The organism is Sorangium sp. So ce204, assembly GCF_051526795.1.
Classification (GTDB): Bacteria; Myxococcota_A; Polyangia; order Polyangiales; family Polyangiaceae; genus Sorangium; species Sorangium cellulosum_B.
The window spans coordinates 418,698-436,965 of sequence record NZ_CP150317.1 but is presented as its reverse complement, the minus strand read 5'-3'; the positions used below and the strand labels follow the sequence as shown (position 1 = coordinate 436,965).

The following is an 18,268-nucleotide window of genomic DNA, read 5'->3' as shown; positions in this document are numbered from 1 at the left end:
GATCTGGGTGCGAGGGGTGAACGTGCGGAAACTCTTCCTGATTTTCCTTGTCGCGACGGCGTGCGCCGGCGCCGGCTGCGGTGACGACGGCCCCGGGCCCGCGGCGACGGCGTGCTTCGACTACAGCAAGTTCGACGGCGCCACGCCCGAGGTGAGCTTCGCGGGCGAGGTCCTCCCCATCTTCCAGCGGTCCTGCTCGTTCAGCTCGACGTGCCACGGCGCCGAGGCCGGCTCGGCCGGGTTCGCGTACCTCGGCCCGACGCTGAGCGAGCAGGCCACGCAGGCGCAGATCGACGCGATCGTGGCCCAGAACGTCGGCGCCGCGTCGAGGGCGCCCTCCGGGATGCCGCGCATCACGGCCGGCGACCCCGCGAACAGCTTCCTCATGCACAAGCTCGACGACACCCTGAGCTGCGGGGACCTCGAGTGCGCCCCCGACGGCTGCGGGGACCCGATGCCCTTTGGCGGCGACCTCCTGCCCTCGGCGGAGCGCGACGCCATCCGCAGGTGGATCCAGCAAGGGGCCAAGGTCAATTGATCGGCCGGCTCTCCGGCCACGTCGTGGAAGAAGGCGACGAGGGCACGGTCGTCCTCGACGTCAGCGGGGTCGGCTACGAGGTGACCGTCCCGCTCGGGGCCGTGGGGCGCGCGCGCGGCATCGCCGCGAACGCGAAGGCCGGCTCGGACGCGATCACCCTGTTCGTCCACACCCACGTGCGCGAGGACGCGCTCCTCCTGTACGGCTTCGCGACGCGCGAGGACCGGGCGGCCTTCCGCGTGCTCATCGGCATCTCCAGCATCGGCCCGAAGATCGCGATGGCCATCCTCAGCGCGCTCGGCGCGGGGGAGCTCGCCGCGGTGATCTCCCGCCGGGAGACCGCGCGCCTCACCGCCATCCCCGGCGTCGGCAAGAAGACCGCCGAGCGCCTCGTCCTCGAGCTGAAGGACAAGCTCGTCCACCTCCCCGCGGCCCCGCTCTCCCCCGCGGCCCCGCCGCCCGCGGCCACCGGCGCCAAGCAGGACCTCCTGCACGGCGCGCTCACCCGCATGGGCTACCGCCCGGCCGAGGCGGAGCGCGCCGTCACCGCCCTCGGCGCGCGCGTCGACAGCGCCCCGCTCGGCGACCTCGTGCGTGATGCGCTCGCGCTCCTCTCCAAGTGAGCCACACCGCCGGCGCCCGACGAGCCCGGCAAGCCGGGCCGCCCACGCCCGACGAGCTCCGCAAGCCGGGCACCCGCGCCCGACAAAACGCGGCCGCCCGCGCCGCGGAAAACCGCGGCCGCCCGCGCCCGGCGAGCTGCGATTTGCCGGGCGGAATCGCCCCGGCGAACGGGCGGGCGGCGGCGCGCGACCCCCGCTCGAGGGGCGGAGGAGCGACAGACAGTCGACAGAGGGCCGCCGCGGCGAATATGCTCCCGCCGCCGTTCGCCCTGGGACCCAGCCCGGTCGCTCGTTGTGAGGAGGCGTGGTGATCACCTGCCCGAAGTGCTCCAAGGAAAATCAGGACCATTACAAGTTCTGCCTCGGCTGCGGCGCCGAGCTGCCTCGCGACGTTTCGCCCAAGAAGTTCGCGGCAGGCACCCCGCCCCACGGCGTGCCCGCGGCTTCGCGGGCGAAGGACTACGGCGATGAGCCGACCGCCATCGGCACGGGCGCCCAGAAGGGCCCCGCGGTCGCGCCCCCGCCGCCCGCGCTCGTCGATCCCGCGGCGTTCATCGCCCCGGCCCGCGGGGAGGACACCGGCGCCAGCAAGAAGGCCGCGGCGGCCGCGCCCGCGACGCCGGCGGCGGCGGCCGGCGCAGGGACGGTCGTCTGTCCCCAGTGCCAGGAGCCCAACCCGCCGTCGAACAAGTTCTGCGCGCTGTGCGGCTTCAAGCTCGTCAAGCCGGCGGGCCAGGCCGCGCAGCCCTCCACGCCGGTCGTCTCCACGTCGGGCGCCGCGAACGTCGTGCTGACGGCGCTCCGTGCCGACGGCACCGAGGCCGGCTCGTACACGCTGCCCACGAACCCCACGCTGGTCGGGCGCGACTCGGGCACGATCTTCGGCGGCGACAGCTACCTCTCGCCGCGCCACGCGACGTTCTCGATCAAGGGCGGGCGGCTCTTCGTCAAGGACGAGGGCTCGCTGAACGGCGTCTACCGCAGGCTGCGCAGGGACACGCCGGTGCAGCTCGACAACGGCGACGTCTTCCGCATCGGCCAGGAGATCGTCCGCGTCGAGCCGCTCTCCCCGGCGCCCACGACCCCCGACGGCGTCGAGCGGCTCGGCAGCCCCTCGAAGGGCTACGTCGCGCGGCTCGCCCTCATCATCGGCAGGGACGCGACCGGCAACGCGTTCCCGGTCCCCGACACCGGCCTGCACCTCGGGCGCGAGCGCGGCGACATCCTCTTCCCCGAGGACGGCTACGTCTCCGGGCTCCACTGCCAGATCTCGCTCCAGGGCGGCCGCCTGTTCCTCACGGACCTCGGCAGCTCGAACGGCACCTTCCTCCGCGTCCTCGGCGAGACCGAGATCACGGGCGGCGACATCCTGCTCATGGGTCAGCAACTGTTCCGCATCAACGTCTGAGCGCGCGCCAGCGGCGCCCCGAGGACGGCGACCCGTCCCGCTCGCACAACCCGACGCCCCATCGTACGCTCAGCAGCAGCCCTGAGGCACTCGCCATGGAAATGGTCCGCACCATCCGCGTGGTCGCCGCCGTGATTGAACAGGACGGCCGGTACCTGATCACCCAGCGCCGGCCGACCGCCGTGCTCCCGATGCTCTGGGAGTTCCCCGGGGGGCGCGTGGAGGAGACCGAGACGGACGCGGCCGCGCTGAAGCGCGAGGTCCGCCACCGGCTCGACGTCGAGATCGAGGTGGGCCAGCTGATCTCGTTCGTGAGCCACCCCTACGAGCGCTACGTCGTCGACCTGTACCTCTACGAGTGCCACATCAAGAGCGGCGAGCTCGCCTCGCTGGCCGTGAACGCGTTCCGGTGGGTCACGAGCGCCGAGTTCGATCGCTACCCGTTCACGCCGGCGGACGAGGCCAGCATGAACAAGCTCCTCGGCATGACCTGACGCGCCCGCGCCCTCACAGGCGCGGCGAGCGCCGCAGCAGCACGAGGAACATCGGCCCGCCGAGCATCGCGGTCACCGCGCCCACGGGCGGCTCGGTGCCGAGCCACCGGAACAGGAGCCGCGCGACGAGGTCGCACGTGACGAGCAGGACGGCGCCGGCCACGAGCGACAGCGGCAGGAGCCGCCGGTGATCCGCGCCGCAGAGCCGGCGGACCGCGTGCGGGACGATGAGCCCGACGAAGCCGATGAGGCCGGTGCGGCTGACGATCGCGCCGACGACGCACGAGGACGCGAGGAAGACCCGGCGCTCGACGGCGCGGACGTCGACGCCCAGGGTCCCGGCCGACTCGTCGCCGAGCGAGAGGAGGTTCAGCCGCGCGGCGTCGGCGAGGAGCACGGCGCAGCCGGCGGCGACGTAGACGGCGACGCCGAGGAGGGCCGGGGTCGTGGGCAGCTCGACGAAGCCGATGAGCCACCGGAGCAGCTGCTGGGCGCGCGAGGGAGAGACGAGCGTCTTGAGGAAGGAGATGAGGCCCGCCGCGATGGCGTTCACGATGACGCCGGCGAGGAGCATCGAGGCGCCGGAGGTGCCCTCGGCCGCGCCGCGCGCGATGGCGTAGACGAGCAGCGTCGCGACGAGGCCGCCGGCGAGCGCCGCCGCGGGCAGGAGCGTGGCGCCGAGGACGGTCGTCGCGCCGACGCCGAGCGCGATCGCGACCGCGGCGCCGAGCGCGGAGCCGCCGGAGACGCCCAGCACGTACGGCTCGGCCAGCGGGTTCCTGAGCAGCGCCTGGAACGCGGCGCCCACGGCCGCGAGGCCGGCGCCGGAGACGGCCGCGAGGAGCACGCGCGGCAGGCGCACGTCGAGGAGGAGGGTCCGGTCGAGGCCGGGCTCGGCGACGGCGCGCGCGATCGAGACGGGCTCGGCGCCGAGGAGGACGGCGAGGACGAGCGAGAGCACGAGCGCCGCGGGCGCCGCGGCGAGGACGAGCGCGCGGCGGAGGCCCCGGCCAGGCGCGGGCGGCGCCGGGAGGGAGGGCACGCTCGCTCGGCGCGGGGCGCGGCCGGACACGGGCAAGGTCAATCCTGGCCGCCTCCGCCCGCGGGCGGCAGCGGGGCGTGCCCGCCGCCTCGCTCGGCGTTCCGCTCGTAGATCAGGCGCAGCCCGGTGAGCGTCAGGTCGTCGTCGACCCCCTCGATGGTCTCGGTCTGCGGCGCGATGAGCCGCGCCAGGCCACCGGTCGCGATGACGCGGCACGGGTAGCCGAGCTCCCGCCGGAGGCGGCCCACGAGCCCGTCGACGAGCCCCGCGTAGCCGTACACGATGCCCGACTGCATCGAGTGGACGGGGTTGCGGCCGACGACCCGGGGCGGGAGCGCGATCTCGACGCGGGACAGCCGCGCGGCGCGGGAGAAGAGCGCCTCGGCGCTGATCTGGATGCCCGGCGCGATGACGCCGCCCAGGTACTCTCCCTTCGGGGTCACGCAGTCGAACGTCGTCGCCGTGCCGAAGTCGACGACGATGACGCCGGCGGCGGCGTGATCCCCCCGGTCGGGCTCGGCCGCGTGCGCTCGCGCCGGCGCGGCGCGGGGCGCGGGCTCGGGCTGCCGGCGCACCCACTCGTGCGCCGCGACCGCGTTGACGATCCGGTCGGCGCCGACCTCGCGCGGGTTCTCGTAGAGGATGGCCATGCCGGTCTTGATGCCGGGCCCCACGACGAGCGGCTCGATCCCGAACGCCCGCTCGACGAGCCCCACCATCGTGTCGGTCAGCGTCGGCACGACGCTCGCGACGATCGCGCTGTCGATGCGGGCGAGGTCGACGCGGCGGAGGTCGAGCATCTGCCGGACGAGCACGGCGTACTCGTCCGAGGTGCGGGAGCGCGCGCTCTCGCAGCGGAGGTGGTGCTGGAGCACCTCGCCCTCCAGCACCCCGAAGCTGATGTTGGTGTTCCCGACGTCGATGGCGAGCAGCATGCTGGCCCGACTCTAGCGCCGCGCGCCCGGGATCCGGCCAGGATTTCGGACGCGCCACCGGCGCTCGCGGCGCGCTGCCGCACGCCCGCCGCGCCCGGCCTTCAGCGCTTGCGCGCGAGCGTCACCCCGTCGCGCACGGTGAGCATGATCTTCTCGACCCGGGGATCGCGGAAGACGAGATCGTTGAAGGCGGCGATGGCGCGGCCGTCCGCGCTCTCGGGGGCGAGGACCTCGCCGCTCCAGAGGGTGTTGTCGGCGACGATCAGCCCGCCGCTGCGGAGGCGCGGGAGGGCCTCGTCGTAGTAGGCCGGATACCGCTCCTTGTCGGCGTCGATGAACACGAGATCGAAGGCGGGGCTCGCCGGCATGGCGCGGAGGGTGGCGAGCGCGTCGCCGAGCGCGATCCGGATCTTCCCGCCGTGCTCGCTGCGGTCGAAGAACGATCGGGCGATGCGGACCACCTCGGGGTCGCGATCGCAGGTGATGAGCTCGCCGTCCGGCGGGAGCGCCTCGGCCATGCTGAGCGCCGAGTAGCCGGTGAACGTCCCGATCTCGAGCACGCGGCGCGCCTGCATGAGCGCGACCAGCATCCTGAGCAGGGCGCCTTCGACCCGCCCGACCTGCATGACCGCCCTCGGCTCGTGGGCCAGGGTGAACTCGCGCAGCTCATCGAGGAGCGCGGGCGGCGGCTCGGAGTGGTCGTGAACGTAGCGATCCAGCTCTGGATTGACGATGGCGATCATGGCGAGGTTCCTCGGCCGGGCACCGTAGCATCGGTGCGCGCTCCCTCCTCACCTCACCTTGAGCCGCCGGCGGCCTTCGCGGTAGCGTCGACCATGGCCTTCTCTTCCTGGAAGACGTGCGCCGCCGCGGCGCTCCTTGCGGCGGCCTGCAGCTCGACGGACGGCAGCCCCGGGACGGGCGGCGCCGGCGGGGGCACGGGCGGCTCCGGCGGAGGCACGGGCGGCGCCGGCATGGGCGGCGCGGGCGGCGCCGGCGGCGCCGGCATGGGCGGCGCCGGCATGGGCGGCGCCGGCGGCTCCGGTGGCGCAGGCGCCGGCGTGGGGGCGAGCTCCACGGCGGCCGGCGGCGGCGCGGGGGGAGAGGCGGTCTACGACTGCGCGTCGCTCGGCGACCCGTGCACGACCTGCCTCGCCCTGCGCTGCCAGGAGAGCTATTGCGCGTGCCAGCGGAGCGCGGAGTGCGCCGCGCTGGGCAACTGCCTCCTCGGCTGCGCGGCGGAGGACGTGGCTTGCGAGCAGGCGTGCCTGACGGCGCACCGGGCGGGCATCTCGGGCATCTTCCTCGAGGGCGGCTGCGCGTCCGAGCGGTGCAGCGCGCAATGCCCATCGCGAGACGCGCTGTCCCCTTGCGCGTCCTGCCGGTTGACAGGGTGCGCAGCCGAGATGAACGCGTGCGTCGCCGAGCCGTCGTGCAGGGCAATGCTCGCGTGCGTGGATGCGTGCCGTGCGGACGGAGATGGCTGCCTGGAGGCGTGCTCGGCGATGCACGCGGACGGCGTGCAGGCTGCCGGGGCGGTCTTCGCATGCGAAGAGGCGCGGTGCGGGGCGGATTGCGGGTGACCGGTGAGCCGCCGCGAGCCGCCATGCCGCGCCGCGCCGCGGGGGTCGACGCCCCGGGCGAACAGACATACCATTCCGTCGTGGCCTTCCTCGGATTGCGCGAGATCGAGCGGGACCCGTACGCGGTCGTCCATCACGACCCCGCTCAGCAGCTCGTGCTCATCAAGCGATATTCGCTGAACTATCCGAGCATCGCGGCGATCGAGCTGAGCTTCGACCGCATCAATCGGTCGCTCGAGGCGATCGCCAGGCGGCACACCCTGCTGCTCGTCGACGCCCGCGACGCACCGCTGCGCAACGACGCCGGGTTCGAGAATGCGTTCGCTCACTGTCACACGCGGCTGACGGAAGGCTTCAAGAAGACCGCGGTCCTCCTGAAGAGCGCGACCGGGGTGCTCCAGCTAGGCCGGCTTTCGAAGGGCTATACAAAGCCGATGGGCATCTTCACCCGCCCCGAGGACGCGCTCAACCACCTCGGCGTCAGCGTCGACCTGAAGCAGCTCACCGATCCCTGACGCGCCCCTCTACCCCGAAGCGGGGCTCACCCGCACAGGAGACGGGCCCAGATCGGCGTTTTCGGCGCGGAAGCGTACTCTTGTACGCTGAGCACCGAAAACGTCGAGGTGGGCCCGTATCCGAAGCGGGTGAGCCCCTCAAGAGAGAGGTTTGCCGCCGGTTACGCCGAGGACCTCGCCGTTGACGTAGATCGCCTCGTTCGAGGCCAGGAACACGAACGCCGGGGCGAGCTCGGCCGGCTGGGCCGGGCGCTCCATTGGATGATTCTTGCCGAAGGTGGCCACCTTCTCCTTGTCGAACGATTGCTGGATGAGCGGCGTCCACACGGGGCCGGGCGCCACGACGTTGACGCGGATGCCACGCTCGATGAGGTCCTGCGCCAGGCCCTTGCTGAAGGTGACGATCGCCCCCTTGGTGGACGCGTAATCGAGGATCTGCGGGCTCGGCTGGTACGCCTGGATCGAGGCGACGTTGATGATCGAGCCGCCTTCCTTCATGTGCGGCAGCGCGTACCGGATCATGTGGAACATGGCCAGGATGTTGACGCGGAAGGTGCGCTCGAGGCGCGCTGCGTCGATGTCCTCGAACCGCTCGACGGCCTTGCCCTGCTCCGCCGCGTTGTTCACGAGGACATCGATGCGCCCGAATTTACGCGCCACCTCCTCGACCACCTTCCGGCAATGGGCCTCGTCGGCCAGGTCGCCGGGCAGCGTGAGCGCCTCGCGCCCGGCCTCCTTGATGACCCGCGCCGTCTCCTTCGCGTCCTCGTGCTCGCTCAGGTAGGAGATCGCCACGTGGGCCCCCTCGCGGGCGAACGCGAGCGCGACGGCGCGGCCGATCCCGCTGTCCCCTCCGGTGATCAGCGCGATGCGGTCCTTCAGCCGGCCGAGCCCCTTGTACGACGACTCGCCGTAATCGGGCCTCGGCTCCATCCTGGCTTCGATTCCGGGACGCTCCTGTGTCTTGCCCTCGAAAGGCGGCTTCGGGCCCGCGCCTTTCGGATCCGCTGTCGGTCCAGTGTTCTGCATAACCTCCTCCTGACGCTGCGCTGCGGTGAGAGGACGAACGCGCTCCCACCGAACCCTGGCCATAAGGGCGGCGGGACAGCTCAGCCATCGGTGGCCGCCTGCTCTCCAGATCGGAGCTCCCCCTACCTCCACCGGCGCGGTGACCAGCGAGCGGCGCGCGCCGTCGGATCCCCGCCGGGCGCTCGCGAGCGGACACGGCAGCAGAGATCTCTCGGTGATGGACGTGATGGACGTGATCGACGTGACGGACGTGACGAACGTGATCGAGCAGACGACGCGGCGGCCCTGTCGCGCGGTACGACCGCCGCGGCCTGTCACATCAAGGCTTGACAGGCGACAGCTGGTCCGGTGTCTTCACCCTGCGTTGTCTCGCGGCACGCCGCCGGCGAAGACGCGGAGGAGAACCGTCGTGATGAAACACATCGACGAGAGCCGTCTGGAGTCAGATCTCGAGTATCGGTTCGGGTATCTCATCGAGTTTGTCGGCTTCGGCGAGGCGGACATCGCGGCGATCCACGGCGCCGCGCCGCACCTCGCCCCCCGGGTCGAGGCGCTCGTCGACGCGGTGTACGAGAAGCTGTTCCTCTACGACGCCACGAAGCGCCACTTCGTGCCGAAGCAGCACGGCTACGAGGGGGCGCCCCCGGCCGACCTCGCGTCGCTCACGCTGGACCACGAGCAGATCAAGTTCCGCAAGCAGCACCTCTCAACCTACCTCGTCCGGCTCGTGACCCACCCGTATGATCCGAAGATGGTCACCTACCTCGACATGGTGGGGAAGATCCACACCGCGAAGGCCGGCAATCCCGAGGTCGTCGTCCCGCTCGTGCAGATGAACGCGCTCATGGGCTTCGTGTCGGACGCCCTGCTCCAGACCATCCTTTCGCTGGGCCTCGACCGGGAAGCCGAGGTGCGCACCCTCCGCGCCTTCAACAAGCTGCTCTGGCTCCAGAACGACCTCCTCGCGCGCCACCACCTCTCGGCGGCCTGATCCCCCTCCCCTTCCGGCCATGCGTCGCCCGCCGGGACGGACCGCAGCGGCGGGCTGCGCGCCGGCCTCCCGGGGGCGGCGGCGCGTCGAGCGGACGGCCCATTGCGCAATCGCGCGACGGCTTGCGCAAGGGCACAACGGCGCGCGCTGCGCCGCCCCGCCGCGCGCGCCACGCGCCGGCGGGGGCGCCTCCGGATCGCCTGATTCGGCCGGGAACGCCGCGACGAGGAGCCCGGCACATGCGGTGCTAGGCGCCCGCCCACCATGAACCGATTCTTCGATGGCATCGCTCTTCTCGTGGGGCTGTTCGTCATCCCGACGATCGCCGGCTGCAGCGACGAGCCATCCGAGGAGGAGCGCCGCTTCGCCCGGCTCGCGAAGCGCGCCGAGCAGGTGCGGGAGCTGTCGTTCCGCCACGCCGTGCCGGTCGTCACGATCACGCGGGACGAGTACGAGGCGGACCAGGAGGCGGCCGCGGCCGCCGCCGAGGAGGACGATCTTGCGGAGATGGCCGCGACCTACGGCCGCCTCGGCTACTTCGCCGTCGACGCGGACCTCCGGAAGACGCTGGCTCGCTCGGGGGACTGGGCCGCTGCGTGGTACTCTCTCGAGAGCAACGGCATCGCGCTCATCGGCCAGGTGGACGACTCCGTCCTCATCCACGAGTACGTGCACGGGCTCCAGGATCAGCATTTCGACCTGGCGCCGGACCAGGACGACACGCTCACGAGCGACGCGTTCCTCGCGCAGCGGGCGGTCACCGAGGGCGACGCGACGCTCGCGGAGGGGCGCTTCATCATGCAGGAGCACCTCGACGCCGATCTGCACCTCGTGGACTGGGGCCCGCTCCTGGCCTCGGTGCATGCGCGCCGGGAGGAGCTCCTCGCCGAGAGCGATCTCCCCCTCTTGTTCATGGCGTATCCATCGTTCGCCTACAGCTTCGGGCTCGAGTACTGCGCTCACAACCTGACCGGCGCGAGCGCGGCGACGCCCGTCATCGACAGGCTCCCGCCGTTCGACTGGTCGAGCGAGGACGCGCTCTTCACGACGCGGGCGCCCACGAGCACCCAGCAGATCCTCGCCCTCGACGCCCAGGACCCCGAGGTCGGCGTCGGCCTGGACGAGATGCCGTCGACGCTCGACGACCGGCTCGAGCGGCTCGACTGGGACACCCTCGGTGAGTGGCTCACCTACCTGCTCCTGCGCCCGCTCGAGGGCGCGGCCGATCTCGGCGACATGCGCGCGCTGGCCGCGGCCTGGGACGGCGATCGCGCCCTGTTTGTGCGCGATCGGAAGACGGACGCGATCGGCACGGCGTGGGCGTCCGCGTGGGACGACGCCGGCGCCGCGGCGGGCGTCGAGGCCGCGCTGTGGCAGCTCTACGACGGCGCGCCGATCGCCGGCGACGAGCCGCGGCTCGGGCGCGCCGGCGACGGCGAGCTCCTCTGGATCGAGCGGAGGGAAGAGCGCGTGGTCGCCCTCAAGAACGTCGACGAGGCGCTCATGCCCTCGCTCGCCGAGGCCGCCTTCCCCTCCGGGATCCGGCCGATGCGGCACGTGATCCGGACGCGCCCGTCGCTCGCGGCCAGGCTCTCGCGGCGCCTGGCCGGGCGACATCACTGAACCAGCGACGGCGCGGCGCGCTCAGATGCAGAGCGAGTCGCAGTCGTGCTCCTCTTCGCACGCCGTGACGCAATCGCCGTCGTCGTCGCACGCCGCGATGCAATCGTCTCGATCCGTCGAACACGCCGTGATGCAGTCGTCCTCGCCTTCGTCCTTGTCGTCGTCCGCGTCGACGAAACAGCCGGCGGCCAGGGGAATCGTGGAGACCAAGAGCACTGCGAGCACCTTGCGCAACATGGGTTGTCCTCCTTCGTGGTGTACTGTCCGCATGCGATGCAGGGGACATCGAACACTCAAGCAGGGGGCGTACCAATCGCTGTTCTGACGCGACTCACCCGCTGGGCCGCAGCCCCGGAGAGCCGTTATGCCGCGCAAAGCGAGCTCGGCGCCGGAGCTCCGGGTCACCCGAGCGCCCCGGCCGGCGGACGTGGGGGTCCCCGCGAGAAGGCAAATCGCCACAGCGGAGGAGGCCATGGCGGCGCTCGGCGGCGTCGGCGCCGGGACTTTCGGCGCGGCGCGCCGGGCGTGCGCGCTGGGCCAAAGTGTCACACCCGGCTCGACCGTGAGGCCCGGACCTCCGTCCAGGTGAGCCTCCGGCCGCGCTGGGTCTCACCGCAGCGCGGCCCCGCGGCTCACCCCTCGTCCTCGGGCTTCTGCGGCTTGGGCGGCGGCCGGTCCACGGCGTAGCGCCGTAGATCCAGCGTGCAGGGCGCGTCGCCGTGGGCGATCGCCTGCTTCGCGGTCACCGGCCAGGGCGTCGGCCCCTCGATCGTGAACCGCTGCGCGCGCCGCGCCGACGCCTCGAACCGCGTGAGCGGCGCGGCGTCGAAGGCGCGGCCCTCGGGGTGCCACACGTGGTAGGCGCACGCGCCGATCGAGCGCTTGCCCCACGTGTCCAGGATGTCGATGTGGACCGGGTGGTGGATGCCGATGTGCGCGTGCAGGCTGTGCGGCGGCGCCCAGGCGCGGAACCGCACGCCGCCCACGTGCTCGCCCGCCGTCCCCGTCGGCCGGAGCGGCAGCACGTGGCCGTTCACGAGCACCGTGTGGCGCTCCGGCGTGAGCCCCTGCACCCGCACCTCGATGCGCTCCATCGACGAGTCCACGTAGCGCGACGTGCCCGTCGTCGTCAGCTCCTCGCCGAGCACGTGCCACGGCTCGATCGCGTTGCGCACCTCCAGCACCACGTCGCCGGCGTGCAGCGTGCCCACCACCGGGCAGCGCAGCTCGATGAACGGCCTGTACGCGTCCGCGGGCAGGGCGAGCCCGCGCTGCTTCAGGTGATCCAGCACGTCCTCGAAGTCGCGCCACAGGTAGTACGGCAGGAGGAAGCGGTCGTGCAGCGCCTGGCCCCAGCGCACGAGCCGGCCCGCGTACGGCTCCTCGGCGAACGAGGCGAGCAGCGTGCGGACGAGGAGCGCCTGGGCGACCGCCATCCGGAAGTGCGGCGGCATCTCGAAGGCGCGCAGCTCGATGAGCCCCTGCCGGCCGTGCGCCGTCTGCGGATCGAACAGCTTGTCGATGCTCACCTCGGCGCGGTGCGTGTTGCCCGTCATGTCCACGAGCAGGTGGCGGAACAGGAGGTCCGAGAGCCACGCCGGCTCGTTCTGCCGGCGCTCGAACGCGCGCGAGAGCGCGATCTCCAGCTCGTAGAGGTTCTCGTGGCGCGCCTCGTCCACGCGCGGCGCCTGCGACGTCGGGCCGACGAAGAGGCCGGCGAACATGTACGAGAGCGACGGGTGGTGCTGGTTGAACGTGAGCAGGCTGGCCAGCAGATCCGGCCGGCGCAGGAAGGGGCTCGAGAGCGGCGTCGGGCCGCCGAACGTGAGGTGATGGCCGCCCCCGCTCCCCGCCATGCGCCCGTCGATCAGGTATTTCTCGCAGTGCAGGCCGCTGTGGAGCGACGCGTCGAACACCGTCTCCACGAGCGACGCGTACGCGCGCACCCCGTCGGAGGGCGGCAGGTTCACCTCGAGCACGCCCGGGTCCGGCGTCACCGAGAAGCGGAGCACGTTCGCGCCGGCCGGGGGCGGGTACCCCTCGAGCAGCACGTCGATGCCCGTCTCCTGCCGGGTCGCGTCGATCGCGGCGATGAGCTCGAAGAAGTCGGCCGGCGCGAGGAGCGGCGGCAAGAAGACGTGCACGAGGCCGTCGCGCGTCTCGACGCAGAGCGCCGTGCGCACGCCGTAGCCCGATCGCCCCGCGGCGGGCGCGGCGCGCTGGGCGTGATGCGCGGCGCGCTCGCCGTCGTGGGCGTGCCGCTGGGCCGCGCGCGCGCGCGCCGTCTCGGCGTGCTCCGGGTCGCCGTCGCCCTCGAGGAGCTGGACGCGGCGCTGCCTCTCTTCCTCCTCGTCGGCCTCGGGCTCGCCGCGCCGCGGGTCGGGCGGCGACACGAGCTCCTCGATCGGCGGCGGCGGGGCCACCGCGACGAGCGAGCGGAGCGGGAGGCGCAGGCCGATGGAGCTGTCGCCCGGGAGCAGGAAGAGGTGCCCGCGCCGGAAGCCCCAGCGCTCGCTGATCCACGACCCCCACTGGCGCGCGAGGGGCAGGACGAAGCCGACCTCTCGCCCGAGCCCGCGATCGAGGACGCGCGCGAGGCGCCGCCGCTCCTCCGCGTCGTCGAGGTTCGCCTTGAGCGGGTCGACGTCGGTGGGCAGGCTCGCCTCGTCCTGGAGGTGGCGCCAGGGGTCCTCGAGGGCCGGCATCAGGAAGTCGGCCAGCCCGAGCCGCGCCGCGAGCGCGTCGGCGAACCTCCGAGAGAGCTCGACGCCGCGCCCGCGCGACGCGCTGGTCGCCGGATCGGCGTGGCGCGCCTGGGACATCTCGGTCCAGATCGGGACGCCGTCGCGCCGGCCGATGATCTCGAGCGCCCAGCGGGGCAGGCTCTCGCCGGGGTAGTGCTTGCCGGCGCGGAGCAGCAGGACGCCGCCCGGCGTGATCCGGCGCCGGAGCTCGTGCGCGAGCCGGAGCCCTTGCGACCACTTCGTCGGGCCGAGCGCGCCCTCGCACCACTCGGGCGCGTCCGGGTACTCGCGCGAGTTGAAGGTCGGCTCGCCGCCCATGGTCAGGGAGAGGCCCGCGGCGGCGAGCCGCTCGTCCGCGCGATCGGCCACGGAAAGGAGCTCCTGCCACACGGGCTCCTCGTAGGGCGTGGTGGGCCGCGGCTCGTGGCCGAGCCGCCCGACCTTCATCTCGAAGGTCACGTCGGTCGCGCGCGTGTCGCTCGTGCCCTCGACCGGCGCCGCGAGCGCGGGCGAGGCGGTGCAGGCGAGCGGGATGTGGCCTTCGCCGCAGAGCAGGCCGCTCGTCGCGTCGAGGCCGATCCAGCCGGCGCCCGGGAGGAAGACCTCGGCCCACGCGTGCAGGTCGACGACGTCGCGGCTCACGCCGCGCGGCTGGTCGGGGATCATCCCCTCGTCCGTGAGCTGCACGAGGTAGCCGCTCACGAAGCGCGCGGCGAGCCCGCGCGACCGGAGCGCCGCGATGAGCAGCACCGCCGAGTCGCGGCAGCTGCCGCGCCCTTGCGCGAGCGTCTCCTCCGGCGTCCAGATGCCGGCCTCCTCGCGGATGACGTACCTGATGCGCCGGTTCACGGCGGTGTTCAGCGCGACGAGGAGCGACACGGTGTCGCCCTTCGAGGGCAGCCCGGCCAGGAACTCGTCGAGCAGCGGGCCGCGGGCGAGCGACGGATCGGCGCTGTCGAGGAAGGGGGTGAGGTCCTGCTTGAGCTCGGCCGGATACGCGAACGGGACCTTCTCCGCGCGCTCGTCCAGGTAGAAGTCGAACGGGTTCACGGGGCGCACGCTGACCGCGAGCTCGACGAGGATGTCGAGGTGAGGGACGCGCTCGCCCGCGGGCAGGAGCACCCGCGCGACGTGGTTGCCGTACGGGTCCTGCTGCCAGCGCGCCGCGATCTGCGGGTCGATCTTCAGGCTGTACGACTCGATCTTCGCCTTCGCGTGCGTCGCGGGCCGCAGCCGGATGAGCTGCGGGCCGAGCGAGGCGGGGCGGGGATAGGTGTAACGGGTCCGGTGCTGGATGAGCAGGCGCACGGTGGTTTGTCTCCGGGGGTGGCCCTATCCAACCAGAAGTGCCCTCTTCCGTCTCGCCTTCCGTGACGCGCGTGAGGCGCGCTGCGAGATCGTTTCGAGGACGATTCGGCCAGGGATCGACGGCGTGGCGGCGCGTGGGCAACGCGACCGCGCAGCGACGCGGGCGTGTGACGGAGCGACCGCGCAGCGACGCGGGCGTCTGACCGAGCGACCGCGCAGCGACGCGAGCGTGTGACGGAGCGACCGCGCAGCGACGCGAGCGTCTGACGGAGCGACCGCGCGCCAGCGCGGCCTCGCGACGGCGCGAGCCGTGTGGCGAAGCGACCGTGCGACGGCACAAAAACAGCGTGCTGCGGCGCCTTTTGCGCCGTTCTGTCCGCCTCGCCACGCCGCGCCCCGACACCGGCGCCGCCCGCGCTTGCCGTCCGAGGGCGAAGCGGTGATCATCGCCCGCTGTGTCGGGTCCGGAGACGAAACAGCCCTCGCTGCCCCCGGTCGAGCCGGGGACGGTGCTCGCCGGCAAGTACCGCGTGGAGCGGGTCATCGGCCAGGGCGGCATGGGTGTGGTCGTCGAGGCCCGCCACGTCGTGCTCGACGAGCGGGTCGCCCTGAAGTTCCTGCTCCCCGAGTTCACCCAGCACCCGGAGGGCTCGGCCCGCTTCCTGCGCGAGGCGAAGGCCGGCATGAAGATCAAGAGCGAGCACGTCGCCCGGGTTTCGGACGTCGGCACGCTCGAGAACGGCGCTCCCTACATGGTCATGGAGTTCCTGATCGGGAGCGACCTGGCGCGCCTGCTCCGCGATCAAGGCGTGCTCGGCATCGAGGACGCGATCGACTACATCGCGCAGGGCAGCGAGGCGATCGTCGAGGCCCACGGGCTCGGCATCGTCCACCGCGATCTCAAGCCGGCGAACCTGTTCCTGACGGCGCGCGTCGACGGCTCGCCGCTCGTCAAGGTGCTCGACTTCGGCATCTCCAAGATGGCGACCGGCGCGGTCGACGTCCTGACGGGCACGGACGCGGCGCTGGGCTCGGCCCTGTACATGTCGCCGGAGCAGATGCGGCAGACGCGCTCGGTGGATCACCGGACGGACATCTATGCGCTCGGCGTCTCGCTCTACGAGCTGCTCGCCGGCAGGCAGCCGTACTTCGCGGAGACGCTGCCGCAGCTCTGCGCGGAGGTGCTGACGGGCACGCCGACGCCGCTGCGGGAGATCCGCCCCGACGTGCCCGCCGCGCTCGCGGCCGTGCTGGAGAAGGCGTACGCCCGCGAGCGCGAGCACCGGCACGCGTCGGTCGCCGAGCTCATCGTGTCGCTCGCGCCGTTCGCGCCCGCGCGCACGTACACGACCCTGGCCAGGATCGCGCGCATGGGCGGCCTGTCGCTGCACGCCGCGATCCCCGGCGGCCAGCGCGCGTCGCAGCCGTCGTTCCCCGGCGTGGACTCGAGGCTCCCTGGGCCGGCCGCTCGCGAGCCGTCGTGGCCGGGGCCCACCTCGCACCCCGCCTGGCAGCGCGACACCGCGCCGCCGCGCCCGCCGACGCCGCTCCCCCACGGGACGCCGTTCTCGCCGGCGCCGCCCGTCGCCCACGCCTCGACGCCTTACCCGCATCCATCCTCGCCGTTTTCGCAGTCCCCGTCGCCGGGCAACGGCGCCTTCGGGCCTCGCCCTGCCGACGACGGCAGGCCGAGCCCGGTCCCGCCGAACGGCTTCCCGGCGCCCGCGCCGCAGCAGCACATCGTCCCCGGTCCGTACAGCGCGCCGATGAGCTCCCGCGCCGCCGCGACCTTCGCGTCGTCGACCCACCTCGGGATCTCGTCGGACGGGCGCCGGATCCCTGGGCTGTCGGTCTCCCCTTCCGCGATCCTCGCGATCGCGCTGATCTCCGCGACCCTCCTCCTGGGGCTCATCGTCGGCAGCGTCTACATGCTCCGCCGGGGCGGCGACGGGACGGAGGGCACGGCGGCGGTGCCGACGGTCGCCGTGAGCGCGACGGAGACCGCCGCGCCGGCGCCTGCGCCGACCCCCGAGCAGCCCGCGCATGCCGCCGGAACGACGACGCCGGACGGGCCGACGATCCGCCCGACAGGGGCGGCAGCCGACGCAGCGACGACGGCTGACGCAGCGGCGGCGAGCGCCTCCGCGGCCGCGAGCGCCCCCGCGCCGAACGCCGCGGCGGCCGCGAGCTCCCCCGCGGCGTCGCCGAGGACGGCGCCCACCGCCGCCCGGGGCGGCGCGCCTGCGGGGCGCACCACGCCGGCCGCCCGCCCGTCGCAAGGCACGACGACGCAGCGCCCTCCGAAGGGCATCGACCTGAACGATCCGCACTGAGCCCACAGCCATGATCCCCTCGACAGTCCATGCCCCCCGCGCGCTCCGTCGCGCCCGCCTCGCCCTCGCCGCGGTCGTGCTCGGCTCGGCCGCCCTGTTCGCGCCCTCGGGCGCCGCCGCGCAGGGCGCGGGCAGCGATCCGACGCTCGCCCAGACGCTGTTCGAGGAGGGGCGCCGCCTGATGGAGGCGAAGTCGTACGCGCAGGCGTGCCCCAAGCTGGCCGAGAGCCAGCGCCTGCGGCCCGGCACCGGGACGCTGCTCAACCTGGCCCTGTGCAACGAGGGGCTCGGCAGGACGGCGACCGCGTGGGGGCAGTTCAAGGAGGCGCTCTTCGCCTCGAAGAAGGAGGGCAACGCCGCGCGGGAGGCGTTCGCGCAGGAGCACATCGACGCCCTGGAGCCGAGGCTCTCGAAGATCCAGCTCAACGCGGAGAACACGCCCGGCCTGCTGGTCCGCGTCGACGGCGGCGACATCCCCGCGGCCGCGCTCGGCACGCCGATCCCGATCGATCCCGGGGCGCACGAGGTCGAGGCGACGGCGAGCGGCTACACGGTCTGGTCGACGACCGTCCAGGTCGGCGAGAGCGCCGATCTGAAGGCGATCGCCATCCCGAAGCTCCTGCCGGTGGCGCCCGCGAGCAAGCCCGCCGCGCCGCAGGCGCCGCCGGCCGGCGGCACCGCCGGCGGCCGCAGCGGCGGGGGCGGCCTGCAGACCGCGGGCTTCGTGATCGGGGGCGCCGGCGCGGCGGTGCTCGGCGTCGGCGCTGTGTTCGGCATCCTCGCCTCGGGGCAAGCGAGCGACGCGGAAAAGGACGAAACGCTCTGTCCGGAGAAGCTGTGTACGCCGGAAGGTCGCAAGGAGATCAACGCGGCGGAGACCAAGGCGCTCGTGTCCACGATCGGCGTCGGCGTGGGCGTCGCCGCGCTCGCCGCGGGGGCGGTCCTCGTGCTGACCTCGGGCCCATCGAGGGCGGAGGGCGCGAGCGCCGCGGCGGCACGGCAGGGCTCGCCAGCGCGGGTGCAGGCGCGCATCGTGCCGCTCATCGGCCCGGAGGGCGGCGGCGTCGGGGTGCTGGGCGCTTTCTAGCGCCGCCCGGTGACG

Annotated in this window: 16 protein-coding genes; 10 read left to right on the top strand and 6 right to left on the bottom strand. The window is 73.2% G+C overall.

The features are described from left to right. Positions 1 to 16 precede the first annotated feature (16 nt). From WMF22_RS01620 to WMF22_RS01605, 4 genes are all read left to right on the top strand, one after another. Entirely contained in the window at positions 17 to 538 is a 522-nt protein-coding gene (locus WMF22_RS01620) for a hypothetical protein (protein ID WP_438034626.1), read from the top strand. Continuing rightward, entirely contained in the window at positions 535 to 1,161 is a 627-nt protein-coding gene (ruvA, locus tag WMF22_RS01615; RefSeq protein WP_438034625.1) for a Holliday junction branch migration protein RuvA, read from the top strand. The genes WMF22_RS01620 and ruvA overlap by 4 nt, the downstream gene beginning before the upstream one ends. A gap of 307 nt (positions 1,162 to 1,468) precedes the next feature. After that, a complete protein-coding gene (locus tag WMF22_RS01610; protein ID WP_437297381.1) occupies positions 1,469 to 2,569 on the top strand; it encodes an FHA domain-containing protein in 1,101 nt (366 codons plus the stop codon). A gap of 95 nt (positions 2,570 to 2,664) precedes the next feature. Beyond that, positions 2,665 to 3,063 carry a (deoxy)nucleoside triphosphate pyrophosphohydrolase gene (locus WMF22_RS01605; protein ID WP_012232930.1) on the top strand — a complete coding sequence of 133 codons (399 nt, stop codon included), beginning with the start codon at positions 2,665 to 2,667 and terminating at the stop codon, positions 3,061 to 3,063. A gap of 13 nt (positions 3,064 to 3,076) precedes the next feature. On the opposite strand, the gene WMF22_RS01600 is transcribed toward WMF22_RS01605, so the two are convergent. The 3 genes from WMF22_RS01600 to WMF22_RS01590 form a co-directional block, all read right to left on the bottom strand. Beyond that, positions 3,077 to 4,105, bottom strand: coding sequence for a FecCD family ABC transporter permease (locus WMF22_RS01600; RefSeq protein WP_438034624.1), 1,029 nt, complete (start codon positions 4,103 to 4,105; stop codon positions 3,077 to 3,079). Positions 4,106 to 4,143: 38 nt separating this feature from the next. Next, positions 4,144 to 5,040, bottom strand: coding sequence for a type III pantothenate kinase (locus tag WMF22_RS01595; RefSeq protein WP_437297379.1), 897 nt, complete (start codon positions 5,038 to 5,040; stop codon positions 4,144 to 4,146). A gap of 101 nt (positions 5,041 to 5,141) precedes the next feature. Beyond that, a complete protein-coding gene (locus WMF22_RS01590) occupies positions 5,142 to 5,783 on the bottom strand; it encodes an O-methyltransferase (protein ID WP_438034623.1) in 642 nt (213 codons plus the stop codon). A 93-nt stretch (positions 5,784 to 5,876) separates the two neighbouring features. Between WMF22_RS01590 and WMF22_RS01585 the strand changes: the two genes are divergently transcribed. Together WMF22_RS01585 and WMF22_RS01580 are read left to right on the top strand one after the other, a co-directional pair. Continuing rightward, positions 5,877 to 6,623 carry a hypothetical protein gene (locus WMF22_RS01585; RefSeq protein ID WP_438034622.1) on the top strand — a complete coding sequence of 249 codons (747 nt, stop codon included), beginning with the start codon at positions 5,877 to 5,879 and terminating at the stop codon, positions 6,621 to 6,623. Positions 6,624 to 6,703: 80 nt separating this feature from the next. Next, positions 6,704 to 7,138 (top strand): hypothetical protein, encoded by a 435-nt coding sequence (locus WMF22_RS01580; protein ID WP_437297376.1) that lies wholly within the window; start codon positions 6,704 to 6,706, stop codon positions 7,136 to 7,138. A 138-nt stretch (positions 7,139 to 7,276) separates the two neighbouring features. Here the strand turns inward: WMF22_RS01580 and WMF22_RS01575 are convergent, their stop codons facing one another. Next, on the bottom strand, positions 7,277 to 8,167 hold the full coding sequence (locus WMF22_RS01575; protein WP_437297375.1) for an SDR family oxidoreductase: 891 nt from the start codon (positions 8,165 to 8,167) through the stop codon (positions 7,277 to 7,279). 412 nt (positions 8,168 to 8,579) lie between these two features. Between WMF22_RS01575 and WMF22_RS01570 the strand changes: the two genes are divergently transcribed. Beyond that, positions 8,580 to 9,158: a protoglobin family protein gene (locus tag WMF22_RS01570; protein ID WP_437301518.1), complete on the top strand. Its 579-nt coding sequence runs from the start codon at positions 8,580 to 8,582 to the stop codon at positions 9,156 to 9,158. A 264-nt stretch (positions 9,159 to 9,422) separates the two neighbouring features. Beyond that, entirely contained in the window at positions 9,423 to 10,781 is a 1,359-nt protein-coding gene (locus WMF22_RS01565) for a hypothetical protein (RefSeq protein ID WP_438034621.1), read from the top strand. A 21-nt stretch (positions 10,782 to 10,802) separates the two neighbouring features. On the opposite strand, the gene WMF22_RS01560 is transcribed toward WMF22_RS01565, so the two are convergent. Further along, positions 10,803 to 11,018, bottom strand: coding sequence for a hypothetical protein (locus tag WMF22_RS01560; RefSeq protein ID WP_437297373.1), 216 nt, complete (start codon positions 11,016 to 11,018; stop codon positions 10,803 to 10,805). Between the two features lie 395 nt (positions 11,019 to 11,413). Then, the gene (locus WMF22_RS01555; protein WP_437297372.1) at positions 11,414 to 14,833 is read right to left on the bottom strand and encodes a DUF2126 domain-containing protein; all 3,420 of its coding nucleotides are present in this window, start codon (positions 14,831 to 14,833) and stop codon (positions 11,414 to 11,416) included. Positions 14,834 to 15,288: 455 nt separating this feature from the next. On the opposite strand from WMF22_RS01555, the gene WMF22_RS01550 reads away from it, so the two are divergent. Further along, complete coding sequence (locus WMF22_RS01550; RefSeq protein ID WP_438034620.1) at positions 15,289 to 17,166, top strand: serine/threonine protein kinase; 1,878 nt, start codon at positions 15,289 to 15,291, stop codon at positions 17,164 to 17,166. Positions 17,167 to 17,176: 10 nt separating this feature from the next. Next, positions 17,177 to 18,253, top strand: coding sequence for a hypothetical protein (locus tag WMF22_RS01545; RefSeq protein ID WP_437297370.1), 1,077 nt, complete (start codon positions 17,177 to 17,179; stop codon positions 18,251 to 18,253). Positions 18,254 to 18,268 lie beyond the last annotated feature (15 nt).